Source organism: Haloarcula halophila, from assembly GCF_029278565.1.
In the GTDB taxonomy this organism is placed as follows: domain Archaea; phylum Halobacteriota; class Halobacteria; order Halobacteriales; family Haloarculaceae; genus Haloarcula; species Haloarcula halophila.
Genome location: NZ_CP119559.1, coordinates 2,484,308 through 2,496,194 on the forward strand (window position 1 = coordinate 2,484,308; position 11,887 = coordinate 2,496,194).

Here is an 11,887-nt window from a genome sequence, read left to right on the forward strand (position 1 = left end):
TTCTGGACGGACATCCGATAGTATTTCAATGGGTGGACTATTCCGCGTCGGCAGTTATTTTCGGAGCGTCGGTTGGTGAGGGGCAGAGCCGTTTCACGCGGTGTGTCGGGGAGGAGCCGCAGCGTTCCGGCACGGGAGAGACGGCCACAGCGAGATTCAAGCATGACAACGGTAATCGACGGTAACGGGATCGCCGACGGTATCAGAGCGGACGTGAGCGACTGCGTGGAGACACTCGCCGACGAGGGGGTGGTCCCCGGATTGGCGACGGTCCTGATGAGCGACGACGGGGCCAGCGAGACGTACGTCTCGATGAAACAGCAGGCCTGTGAAGAAGTCGGTATCCGGGGGTTCCACCACGAGATCGATCCGGACGCGCCGGCCGAGACGTTGTTCGAGAAACTCGACGAGCTGAACGACGACCCTGACGTCCACGGGATCCTCGTCCAGATGCCCGTCCCCGACCACGTCACGAAACGGACTGTCTTAGAGCGTATCGACCCCGAGAAGGACGTCGACGGCTTCCACCCGGAGAACGTCGGCCGACTCGTCGCCGGTAACGCCCGGTACAAGCCGTGTACGCCACACGGCGTCCAGAAGATCCTGGCGGCGGCCGGCGTCGACACCGAGGGGAAAGACGCCGTGGTCGTCGGCCGGTCGGACATCGTCGGCAAGCCGATGGCGAACCTGCTCGTCCAGTACGGCGAGGGCGGCAACGCGACCACGACGGTCTGTCACTCCCGGACCGAGGACCTCGCCGCGAAGACGCGAGCGGCCGACATCGTCGTGGCCGCGGCGGGGGTCCCGGAGATGATCGACGGGGAGATGCTCTCGGAGGGTGTCACCGTCGTCGACGTGGGGATCAACCGCGTCGACGCCGACACGGAGAAAGGGTACGAACTCGTCGGCGACGTCGACTTCGAGAGCGCCCGGGAGAAGGCGGAGGTTATCACGCCGGTCCCCGGGGGTGTCGGTCCGCTCACCATCGCGATGCTCATGTACAACACGGTCAAGGCGGCTAGCCTCCAGTCCGGCGTCGCTGTCGACCTGCCCTGAGCGGGACTCATCGGGTCACTCTTCTGACTGATTGAGCCTCCGAGTACTGACTGTTCCGTCAGCGTGTCTCGACGGTTCCACACTCCGGACACGTGATGGCGACGGTGTCAGCCGACCCGTCCGCGTCTTCGAGGACGTCGTGACCGGCCGCACACTGCCTGTGGAGGTACACCTCGTGGTCCCCGTGCCCGTCCAGCAGGATGTGGTTCGACTCGTCGGCCGAGACGATGCCGTGACAGAAGTGACACTCGCCGCTCATACGCTGCCCTATCTACGAGTAGGAAAATAAGTATTCGCCCCTGACACTCCGTTGCCCGGCCGCTCAGTCCGCCGGGGACTGCTGGTACCAGCGACAGGACCGACAAACGCTCATTCCTCCCCGCTGTTTGAGTTCGGCTCCGCAGGCCGGACACGCGTGTCCGGGTGTGGTACTTCCGCTGTGTCGTCCGTGTTGCATCCGTTCGCTCACGTCATTATTCGGGCACGCTCCCGGCATCAACGTGTGTGTTGACCTGTACGTCAGTTTATCAGGGCTCCCTGTCGCCCTCGAACCGCGATCTCGGGTGGCTACTTAAACACCGCCCACACTGGCGACGTGTTTTTAAGCCGGTTTCCCCACAGAGTTCAGATGGGTCCAGCAGGGGTGCAAGCGTGTCAGTCGTATCCCAGTTCCCGACGGACCCGTACCGTGAGCGAGTCCCTTCGAGGTCCTTTCGACGGCCCCTGTGGCCATCCCACTGCGGGCCGTTTCCGGTATGAACGCCGCGTACCAGCGGCGCCGACGCCGTCGAGAAGTGATAGACACTCGATAGCTTGAAGATGACCCACGGTCACCGCCGACCCGAGCCATGCGGAGCTATGGTGGGTTGCTGACGCCGCTGACGGCGGTTTCGTGACGGGTGTCCACCGCCGTTGCCGGGTCTTTATTATTCTCCACCGGAAACTCCATTCAGGTACGCTATCAAATGACATCGATTCTATCCGGAGACGAGACGGTTCTCCGCTACTCGGCAACCGGGCCGCCCGAACTATCCGAGGTGGCGGCCGACGCCGGCGTCACGGTGGCCGCCGTCGGGCCGTCTGGAGCCCCGGCGATCGAACCACTCGTCTCGGTGACACAAGGGGGACAGACGACGTTTCACACACGGTGTTCAGCCGACGAACTGCGCGAGTTGACGGCGGGACTCGACGACGGCCTCCCGACGGACCTGGCCGACGCCGTCGTGGACCACGACCCGTCTGCAACGTCGCTGCCCGTCCCGGACCTGGCGGGACTCGACGCCGGGACGCGGCGCGTCACCGGTGGGTGGGGGTGGCGGCGACCGACCGATCCCGACGACCACGAGGCCGCCGGCGGGTTCGTCACCGCGACGGCCGAGGAGACGGAGCGGGCCGGCGAGAGCCTGCGTGGGCGGGGCTGGGGGGACTGGTGCCAGGACGAACCGCTCGCGGACACCTGGGAGACTGCTCGGCACACCGACGGCGAGGCCACCGTGGTCGTCAACGCCCACGGGACGACCGCCGACGCGCTGTTGCTCGCGAGCAGTCCGTTCGACGTTCTCGAAGGCGCTTGCGCGACCGCGCGAACGGTCGACGCGGACCGCGTGGTCGTCTACGTCTCCGAGGCCGACGAGGACGCCGCTGCCAGCGTCCGCGAGGCTGCCGACGCCTACCCGGATCTCCCGGTCGCCGCCGACGTGGTGACCGGACCGTCGGTCTACCGTGCGGCCGAACCGACGATGGCCATCGAAGCCGTCGAAGGAAACCACCGGCTGGAGGCACGGCTCCGTCCGCCCGGTCCGGCAGAGGTGGGGATCGACGGCCGGCCGACGGTGGTCCACACCGCTCGGACGCTCGCACAGTTGGCCCACACGCTCCGCCAGGACGGGCCGACGACGCGACTCGTCACGGTGACCGGTGACGTGGCCGACCCGGTGACGGTCGAACTGACCGAGGGGGACAGCCTCGCGTCGGCGGTCGACGCGACGACCGTCGAGGGGTCGCTGAAGGCCGCCTGCGTCGGCGGCCGGTTCGGTGGGCTCACGGCCTCGCTCGACGTTACCGCGGACCCGGCGTCGCTGATCGACGCGGGGCTGGGAACCGAGGGCGTCGTCGAAGTACTGTCCGAGAGTCGCTGTGTCGTCGAGTTCGTCGGGCGGCGGGCGCAGTTCGCCGCCGACGAGAACTGCGGGCGCTGTGTCCCCTGCCGCGAGGGGACGACACAGCTCGCGGAGCTTCTCAGAGACCTCTACGACGGTCGCTACGACCGCGACGGTATCGAGGAACTCGACCGTGTCATGCGGACCAGCAGTATCTGCACGTTCGGCGTCGACGCCGGCCGCCCGGCTCGGACCGCGATGGCGGCGTTCGAGTCGGAGTTCGAGGCCCACGCCGACGGCCGGTGTCCGGCCGGGGCCTGTACAGCGGAGGTAACACCATGAGTTCTGACCACACACACGAGACGGATGCACCGCCACTGACAGAGACGATCGCGCCAGGGACGGCCAGTGATCCATCGGTCAGCGGGACCGAACGCGCGACGATCACCGTCGACGGTACCGACGTCACCGTCGAGTCCGGGTCGACCCTGCTCGACGCCGTCGAGGCCGCCGACACCGACGACACCGTGCCGGCGCTCTGTCACTACGACCGCGAGGACGAGATCGGCCCCCGCAGCGAGTGTCGGACCTGCATGGTCGAGACGGACGCCAACGGCGTCGTCCCCGCCTGTAGTCACCCGGCCGAGGACGGCGCGACCGTCCGGACGGCCGCCGATCCCGCTGCGGAGGCCCGGGACGTGAACCTCGATCTGGTCCTCTCGGACCACAACCTCCGCTGTACGACCTGCGGGAAGAACGGCCGCTGTGAACTCCAGGACGCCGCCATCGAGCAGGACGTCGACGAACCGCGCTACGGCGTCCTGGACGACCGCGACGCCTACGAACCGCTCGACGACACCTCGTCGTTCATCCAGATCGACCGCAACAAGTGCATCCTCTGTAACCGCTGTGTCGAGGCCTGCAACGACGTCCAGGTCGAGGGTGTCCTCCGCGTCGAGGGGTCCGGACAGGACACTCGCATCGGCTTCCAGAGCGACGTCGAGACGATGGAGGACTCGGCGTGTGTCTCCTGTGGTCACTGTGCGACCGTCTGTCCGACCGGCTCGCTCGTCGAGAAGGGGATCGAGGACGCTACGACCATCCCGCTGCCCGGCTTCACTCAGAAGAACAGCGTCGGCAAGAGCCACGAGCGCCACGGGAAGTCCAAGGGGCCGATGACGCCGAAGAAACGCGTCGACAGTCCCGCTACGGAGGACTCGCCGGCGGACGACCCGGACGACGCCGACGGGGGGGAGTGGCCGTGAGCGACGACGACAGCGGCGTCGCCGACTACATGCGCAACGCCAAGGAACAGGCGCTACAGAACGTCGAACACGTCGCCGAGGGCGTCGCCGCCGAGACGCTGCCGGAAGGGAAACTGTTCGAGATCGCTCAGTCGATCGGCGACAAGCGCCTGGAGGAACTGAACGTCGCCGACACCACCTGTGGCTACTGTGCTGTCGGCTGTCGGTTCGACCTCTACTCCGACGGCGAAGAGGTGCTGGCGGCCCGCCCGACCGCCGAGGAGGACGCCCCGGTCAACGGCATCTCGACGTGTGTCAAGGGGAAGTTCGGCTACGACTTCGTCAACTCCGACGATCGCCTGACGACGCCGCTGGTCCGCGACGAGAACGGCGAGTTCCGTACCGCTAGCTGGTCCGAGGCACTGGACCGCGTCGCCGAGGGGTTGGGCGCCATCAAAGACGACCACGGCGGCGAGGCCCTCTCCGTGATCGCTTCCTCGAAGGCCACGAACGAGGAGAACTACCTGATGGGGAAGTTCGCCCGGCAGGTGCTTGGCACCAACAGCGTCGACAACTGCAACCGGCTCTGTCACTCCTCGACGGTCGCGGGCCTCGCACAGACCTACGGCTACGGCGCGGCCTCGATCAGCACCGAAGACCTCGAACTGGCCGACTGTATCCTGCTGACCGGGTCGAACACGACCGAAGCCCATCCGGTGCTTGCGACCCGTATCAAACAGAACGTCCGGGACGGTGCGGATCTGCTCGTCTTCGATCCCCGGGAGATCCAGATCGCCGAGTACGCCACCCAGTACAGCCGCGTACAACCGGGGTACGACGCTGTCTGGATCAACGGGATCACGCGGTACATCATCGATAACGACCTCTACGACGAATCGTTCGTCGCCGAACGCACTTCGGGGTTCGAGGACCTGGCCGAGTCCCTCCAGGAGTTCACGCCGGAGCGCGTCGAAGAGGTCACCGGCGTCCCTCACGAGGAGATCGTCTCGGCCGCCGAGACTATCGCCGACGCAGACCGTTGCGTGTTCGGCTGGACGCTCGGACTGACGGAGCACTCCCATGGCACCGAGAACGTCCTGGCGATGGCGAACCTCGCCGCGGTGACGGGCAACCTCGGCAAGCCGGGGGCCGGCGTTTCGCCGTTCCGGGGCCAGAACAACGTCCAGGGCGGGGGCGGCGACATGGGGCCGCTGCCGGACAACTTCCCGGGCTACCAGGACATCGCCGACGACGAGGTGCGCGCGAAGTTCGAGGACGCCTGGGACTGCGAGATCTCGCCCGACTACGGCCACTACACGACCCAGATGTTCCTGGCCGCCGACCGGGGCGACCTCCGCGGGATGTACATCATCGGCGAGAACTCGGCGCTGTCGGAACCGGGCGTCAACCACGCCGAGGAGGTACTCGAAGAGTTGGAGTTCCTCGTCGTTCAGGACCTGTTCGTCACCGAGACTGCGGAGTACGCCGACGTGGTGTTGCCCGCCTGCTCGTTCGTCGAGAAGACCGGCACGTTCACCAACACCGACCGGACCGTCCAGATGGTCAAGGAGGTGATGGAGCCCAAGGGCGATTCGCGGCCGGACTGGGAGATCCTCCAGGCACTCGCCAACCGAATGGGGTGGGACTGGGACTACGACTCGACGGCCGAGATCATGCGGGAAGTGAACTCGTTGACGCCGCTGTACGGCGGTGTCACGCACGAACGCGTCGAGAGCGAGGGCGGTCTCCAGTGGCCCTGCTGGGACGAGGATCATCCCGGCACCGAACGCCTCTACGAGGAGGAGTTCAACACCGACGACGGCCTGGCCCACCTCCAGGGGGTCGGCTTCAGCGAACCGGCGGAGACGCCAGACGATGAGTTCCCGTTCACCCTGACGACGGGACGGGTGCTGTATCAGTACCACACGGGGACGATGACCCACCGCGAGGAGGGGATCATGCAGTACACCCCGAGCGACTTCGTGGAGATCAACCCGCGGACGGCCGCGGAGTACGGCATCGAGACCGGCGACATGGTCCGCGTCGAGTCCCGGCGCGGGTCGGTGACCGTGCCGGCACAGGTGACCGACCGCGTGGGTCCGGAGTCCGTGTTCGCGCCCATCCACTTCGCGGAGAGCGCGATCAACCGGCTGACCGACGAGGAACACCTCGATCCGCAGGCGGCGACGCCGGAGTTCAAGGTGTCGGCGGTGCGTATCGCACCCGCGGACGCCGACTCGGGGATGCCGACGGGCGACACCGGGACGAGCACGGGGGACGACTGAGATGGCCGAGCCACAGGAGGCGGTCCCCGAAGCGGCGACCCACGGCGGCAGCGCCGACCGACAGACGGGCGAGGGCGAGGCTGCGCTCCGGGCAGTCCTCGACGACCAGGGCGAGGCGTTGGCCGCCGCGCTCGACCGCACCGACGAACTCGAAGACGCGCTCGTTACAGCGATCCTCGTCCTCGCGAGCGCCGACGACGACGAGGTCGACCACGTCACCGACTCGACTGCCAACCTCGTCGCCGCGGCCGACGGGCTCTCGACGGCGGAGACGGCTGCCCTCGCCGAGCAGGTCGGCACCGACGCCGAGGACCTCGCCGACACGCTCGATGCGGTCGTCCAACTCCAGCGGTCGGGTGATCTGGATGCCCTGCTCGACATCGCGACGGCGCTGACCGACGGGCTCTCCGAGGCGGAGCGCAACCGACTGGCGTCGATGCTGGAGGCCGACGGTGCCGACCTCATCGACGCGCTGGACACCGTGCTGGCGCTCCAGCGGGAGGGCGATCTGGACGCGCTGGTCGACCTCGCGGGAACTGCCGCGGCGCTCGACCTCGACGACGACGCCGTCGCGGGGCTGAACGCGGTGCTTGGCGCGGTCGGCGAGGCACAGCGAGAGAGCGAACCGGTGTCACTGTTTGGTGCGGTCGGCGCGCTCCGGAGCAGCGAAGGGCGGGCCGGACTCGGCTACGCCGTCGGCGTCCTCAGGGCACTGGGCCGGCGGCTCACGGGGCGCTAGCTCCGTGGTGCGATGAGCGACGGCGACCCCGACCGATCGACGGTCTGCCCCCGCTGTGGGGTGGGCTGTCGCCTCGCCCCGGCCGGCGCAGACGGCCGCGCAACCGGCCGGACCGGACCGGCGAACCCGAACGGACGGCTCTGCCCGGAGGGAATAAACGCCCTCGAAGGAATCAGCGGACGGCTGACCGAACCGCAGGTCCGCGAGGACGGGACGCTGGTTCCGGTGTCGTGGGCCGAGGCGACCAGTCGCGTCGTCGACGCCGTCGAGACGACGGTCGAGGCCCACGGTCCGGACGCGCTGGCGTTCCTCGGTGCGCCCCACTCGACCACCGAGGAGAACTACCTGCTCGAAAAGCTCGCCCGGACTGTCGGGACGAACAACGTCGACAACCGGGCGCGCCACTGCCACGTCTCGACCGCCCGGGCGCTCGACGCGCGCCTGGGGTGGCCCGCGACGACGAACGGGCTCGACGACCTGACCGAGGCCGACGTCGTCCTGGTCGTCGGCGCCAACCCGGCGGCGCGTCAGCCGGTGGCGTTCAACTCCTTCGTCCGGCCGGCCGTCGACGACGGGGCGACGCTCGTCCACGTCGACCCGGCCGGCAACCGGACGACGCGACTGGCCGACCTCCACGTCGCTCCCCGCCCCGGCCGGGACGCGCTGGTCCTCGACCTGCTCTGCCGGCGCGTCCTCGCTGCCGGGGACGCCGACCGGGCGTTCGTCGCCGACCGGACCCGGGAGTTCGCCTCCTTCGCCGCCAGCGCCAGACACCTCGACGACGGGGCGGGCGTCGACGCCGCCGGCGTCGACCCGACTACGCTTGACCGCGTCGCGGCGCTCGTCGGTTCCGCCGACCGAGTCGCTGCCGTCGTGGGCACCGGGCTCGAAGGCGACGACGGGGACCCGGCGGCGGGGACGGCCGCGGCCCCGAACGCGCTGTTGAACCTCCTGGCGCTCACCGGGAACCTCGGCCGGCCGGGGACCGGCATCCACGTGTTCCGCGGGCCGCCCAACGAACAGGGGGCGGTCGACGCCGGCTGTGTCCCCGACCGTCTGCCGGGCCACCAACCGGTGACCGATCCCGAGGCCCGCGCCCGGGTCGCCGCCGAGTGGGGCGTCGACCCGCCGGCGACTCCGGGGCTCCCCGCGCCGGACCTCCTGTCGGCGTTCGGCGAGACGGTCCGGGCCGCAGTCGTCGTCGGCGAGAACCCGGCGATAGCGAAGCGAGATCCCGACTGGGTCCGGCGGCAACTCGACGCACTCGACCATCTCGTCGTCCTCGAACTCACCGAGAGCGAGACGACGGCCCACGCCGACGTCGTGTTGCCCGCGGCGGCCGGCACCGAGAAGCGCGGGACGGTCACGAATCTGGACCGTCAGGTACAGGCACTGCGCCCGGTCGCCCAGCCGCCCGGGGACGTTCGGACAGACTTCGAGGTCATCAGTGAACTGGGCCGCCGGCTCTCGTGTGCGAGCGGGGGGTTCGACTACGACCGACCGGCCGAGGCGTTCGTCGAACTGACCCGCGTCGCGCCGCCCTATGCCGGCCTCTCGATCGACCAGGTCGTCGCGGGCGGACAGCGGTGGCCGGCCGATACCGGCTCGACCCTCTACCGCGAGCGGTTCCGGACGCCCGACGGGCGTGTACCGTTCGTCCGACCGCCGTCGGCCCCGGCGAGTCGGACCGACTGCGTGGCGGGCCTCCGACTCGTCGTGGGCGGGCGTACCGGCGGGCGTGACGAGGACGCCGACAGTCGTCTACGCCTCCACCCGAGCGAGGCCGACCAGGCCGGCGTCGGGGCCGACGACGCCGTGACCGTCTCGGACGGCGACCTGACGGTCCGGACGCGCGTTTCGCCCGACCCGTCCGTTCGCCGGGGGACGGCCTTCCTCCACGCGGTACTCGCCGACCCGTTCGTCCGCGCCGGGACGACTACCGTCTCTATCGAACCCGCCGATCCGGCGTGAGCCAGTGCGCTCGACACGGGTCCGTCCCCGCCAGATTACGGGAGACATATCACCTCATTTCCCGGACAGGTTGTGCCGGTCCCTGAATTATTCAACGGTCCGCCCCTGAGGTATGGTATGACCTACGAGAAAGTACGGGAGGCGGACCCGGCAGTCGCAGACGCCCTGGAGGGCGAGCGACAGCGGCAGAACGAGACGCTAGCGATGATCGCCAGCGAGAACCACGTTTCGGAGGCGGTCATGGAGGCCCAGCGTTCCGAGTTGACGAACAAGTACGCCGAGGGCTATCCGGGCGAGCGGTACTACGGCGGTTGTGAGTTCGCTGACGACGTCGAGGAGTTGGCGATCGAGCGCGCCAAGGAACTGTGGGGTGCCGAGCACGTCAACGTCCAGCCCCACTCGGGGTCCCAGGCCAACATGGGCGTCTACCTCGCCGTGTTGGACCCGGGCGACAAGATCCTCTCGCTGGATCTGACCCACGGGGGGCACCTCTCGCACGGCCACCCAGCGAACTTCGCGGGCCAGGTCTACGAGGTCGAGCAGTACGAGGTCGACGAGGAGACGGGCTACGTCGACTACGAGGCGTTGGCCGCGACGGCGGAGTCTTTCGAGCCGGATATCATCGTTTCGGGCTACTCGGCGTATCCGCGAGAGGTCGAGTTCGAGCGGATCCAGGAAGCAGCCGATTCCGTCGGGGCGTACCACCTCGCGGACATCGCTCACATCACGGGGCTGGTCGCCGCCGGAGTGCACGAGTCGCCGGTCGGCGTCGCGGACTTCGTGACGGGGTCGACCCACAAGACGATCCGGGCGGGCCGGGGTGGGATCATCATGTGCGAGGAGGAATACGCCGAGGACATCGACAACGCGGTGTTCCCCGGGTCCCAAGGCGGGCCGCTGATGCACAACGTGGCGGGCAAGGCAGTGGGCTTCGGGGAGGCATTGAACCCCGAGTTCGAGGCCTACGCCGACCAGACCGTCCAGAACGCGAAAGCGCTGGGCGACCAACTCCAGGACCACGGGCTCGAACTGGTCTCCGGGGGGACGGACAACCACCTCGTCCTGATCGACCTCCGGCCGTCACATCCGGACACGACAGGCAAAGAGGTCGAAGAAGCATTAGAAGACGCCGGGATCGTACTGAACGCGAACACCGTCCCGGGAGAGACGCGGTCGGCGTTCAACCCCTCGGGTATCCGAGCAGGCACGCCCGCGCTGACGACGCGTGGGTTTGACGAGGCCGCCTGCCGGGAGGTCGCGGACCTGATCGCCGAAGTCGTCGACGCGCCCCACGACGAGAGCGTCGTCGCCGAAGTCAGCGACCGCGTCGACGAACTCACCGACGACTACCCCCTCTACGACTGAGTCGCCCACGCTCGGTCTGACCGGGGCTCGGGATTTTTTGTCTCCGGTGGCCGTGTGACGACCATGGAAGCGGCTAACCTGACCCTCCACGGTCCGGACGCCGACCGCTTCGCCGACGCGTTCCTCGACTCGAAGGCCGAAGCGGCGAGACGGTCGCTCAACAAGCGCGGCGCTCGGAACATCCATCGCTACCGGGGAGACGGCTTCACACAGATCACCTACGAACGGGCGGCGGCCTACGAAAGCTCGTGGGTCGTCATCTCGCTGCTCGTCGAGGAGGTCGACGACGAGACGGCGACCGTCGTCGTGTTCGTCGGCGGGGGCGGGGAGGGACCGTTCAAACTCGAAGAGCTTTCGCCCCGACGCCTGCTCAAAGGGGAGGAGTCGGTCGGACAGGCCGGCCGCTTCGCCACCGTCCTCGAAGACGTCGCCGCGGTCTGCTCGGAACTGTCGGTGTCCGTCGAGACGGAGTGGGAGTCGGAAACCGAACAGAGCGTCGCCCGGACGATCCAGCGGAAGATATTCGACACCTGAGGCGACGTGGGCCGGGCTTACTTTCCTCCGACGGCGACGGTCGGGTCGTGCCGAGGAGCTACCCGAACGCGACTCCGTACCTGTCGATCGAGCGAACATTTATCTCGGTAGTTCCGGAACGTCTCCACGTGGTCGCTATGGAGGACGAGGTAACCCGCGTCGAGAGCGTCCACTATCTGGAGGGGGCCACCGGGCACGCGGTCGTGAGCACGCTCTTTCTCGTCCCGGCCGGCGGGCTCCTGCTGGCCGACCGCTGGGGCTTCGCCGCCGTCTGTGTCGTCGTCGCCACTGGCGTCTCGCTGAACGGGCTCTCCATCTACGCCTGGGACGCGGTACGGGAGCGGTTCGAGACGCTACTCGGCCGGGAGGAGTCGGAGCCGGACCGCGAGCTGAGACCACACCACGTCTCCGACGAGATGAAAGCGGAACTGATCGCGGGACTGCTCCTGGTCGGCGGCCTGATCGTCGCGCTCACCGTCGGGTCCGTCGTCCTCCGTACGGTCGGGTTCCGGGTCGGTCTCTCCGCGACTGCGGGCGCGCTCTTCGTCGGCAACGTCTGTGGCCTGCTGTGGAGCAGCCGCAATCGGTAGCACG

Annotated in this window: 10 protein-coding genes; 9 read left to right on the forward strand and 1 reads right to left on the reverse strand. The window is 68.3% G+C overall.

Annotated features, from left to right (window positions below; genetic code table 11):
- The first annotated feature begins 162 nt into the window (after window positions 1–162).
- On the forward strand, window positions 163–1,056 hold the full coding sequence (locus P0204_RS13060; protein ID WP_276179897.1) for a bifunctional methylenetetrahydrofolate dehydrogenase/methenyltetrahydrofolate cyclohydrolase: 894 nt from the start codon (window positions 163–165) through the stop codon (window positions 1,054–1,056).
- Window positions 1,057–1,114: 58 nt separating this feature from the next.
- Here P0204_RS13060 and P0204_RS13065 read toward each other — a convergent pair whose 3' ends face one another.
- The gene (locus P0204_RS13065) at window positions 1,115–1,315 is read right to left on the reverse strand and encodes a hypothetical protein (RefSeq protein WP_276179899.1); all 201 of its coding nucleotides are present in this window, start codon (window positions 1,313–1,315) and stop codon (window positions 1,115–1,117) included.
- Window positions 1,316–2,021: 706 nt separating this feature from the next.
- Between P0204_RS13065 and P0204_RS13070 the strand changes: the two genes are divergently transcribed.
- The 8 genes from P0204_RS13070 to P0204_RS13105 all read left to right on the forward strand — a co-directional run bounded on the left by P0204_RS13070 (window position 2,022) and on the right by P0204_RS13105 (window position 11,883).
- A complete protein-coding gene (locus P0204_RS13070; RefSeq protein WP_276179901.1) occupies window positions 2,022–3,497 on the forward strand; it encodes an NADH-ubiquinone oxidoreductase-F iron-sulfur binding region domain-containing protein in 1,476 nt (491 codons plus the stop codon).
- The gene (locus tag P0204_RS13075; protein ID WP_276179903.1) at window positions 3,494–4,420 is read left to right on the forward strand and encodes a 2Fe-2S iron-sulfur cluster-binding protein; all 927 of its coding nucleotides are present in this window, start codon (window positions 3,494–3,496) and stop codon (window positions 4,418–4,420) included. The genes P0204_RS13070 and P0204_RS13075 overlap by 4 nt, the downstream gene beginning before the upstream one ends.
- Before the next feature lie 29 nt (window positions 4,421–4,449).
- Window positions 4,450–6,684 (forward strand): formate dehydrogenase subunit alpha, encoded by a 2,235-nt coding sequence (gene fdhF / locus P0204_RS13080; RefSeq protein ID WP_276223280.1) that lies wholly within the window; start codon window positions 4,450–4,452, stop codon window positions 6,682–6,684.
- Between the two features lies 1 nt (window position 6,685).
- Window positions 6,686–7,423, forward strand: coding sequence for a helical membrane plugin domain-containing protein (locus P0204_RS13085; RefSeq protein WP_276179905.1), 738 nt, complete (start codon window positions 6,686–6,688; stop codon window positions 7,421–7,423).
- A 12-nt stretch (window positions 7,424–7,435) separates the two neighbouring features.
- A complete protein-coding gene (locus P0204_RS13090) occupies window positions 7,436–9,394 on the forward strand; it encodes a molybdopterin oxidoreductase family protein (RefSeq protein WP_276179907.1) in 1,959 nt (652 codons plus the stop codon).
- A 117-nt stretch (window positions 9,395–9,511) separates the two neighbouring features.
- On the forward strand, window positions 9,512–10,759 hold the full coding sequence (gene glyA / locus P0204_RS13095) for a serine hydroxymethyltransferase (RefSeq protein ID WP_276179909.1): 1,248 nt from the start codon (window positions 9,512–9,514) through the stop codon (window positions 10,757–10,759).
- Window positions 10,760–10,822: 63 nt separating this feature from the next.
- On the forward strand, window positions 10,823–11,293 hold the full coding sequence (locus P0204_RS13100) for a hypothetical protein (protein WP_276179911.1): 471 nt from the start codon (window positions 10,823–10,825) through the stop codon (window positions 11,291–11,293).
- A 128-nt stretch (window positions 11,294–11,421) separates the two neighbouring features.
- Window positions 11,422–11,883, forward strand: a complete 462-nt coding sequence (locus P0204_RS13105) for a hypothetical protein (protein WP_276179913.1) — start codon at window positions 11,422–11,424, stop codon at window positions 11,881–11,883.
- The last annotated feature ends 4 nt before the right edge of the window (window positions 11,884–11,887 follow it).

Coding starts and splice junctions, on each gene's coding strand:
- P0204_RS13060 (WP_276179897.1), top strand. CDS start 163: ATGACAACGGTAATCGACGGTAACGGGATCGCCGACGGTATCAGAGCG.
- P0204_RS13090 (WP_276179907.1), top strand. CDS start 7,436: ATGAGCGACGGCGACCCCGACCGATCGACGGTCTGCCCCCGCTGTGGG.
- P0204_RS13075 (WP_276179903.1), top strand. CDS start 3,494: ATGAGTTCTGACCACACACACGAGACGGATGCACCGCCACTGACAGAG.
- P0204_RS13065 (WP_276179899.1), bottom strand. CDS start 1,315: ATGAGCGGCGAGTGTCACTTCTGTCACGGCATCGTCTCGGCCGACGAG.
- P0204_RS13085 (WP_276179905.1), top strand. CDS start 6,686: ATGGCCGAGCCACAGGAGGCGGTCCCCGAAGCGGCGACCCACGGCGGC.
- P0204_RS13100 (WP_276179911.1), top strand. CDS start 10,823: ATGGAAGCGGCTAACCTGACCCTCCACGGTCCGGACGCCGACCGCTTC.
- fdhF (WP_276223280.1), top strand. CDS start 4,450: ATGCGCAACGCCAAGGAACAGGCGCTACAGAACGTCGAACACGTCGCC.
- glyA (WP_276179909.1), top strand. CDS start 9,512: ATGACCTACGAGAAAGTACGGGAGGCGGACCCGGCAGTCGCAGACGCC.
- P0204_RS13070 (WP_276179901.1), top strand. CDS start 2,022: ATGACATCGATTCTATCCGGAGACGAGACGGTTCTCCGCTACTCGGCA.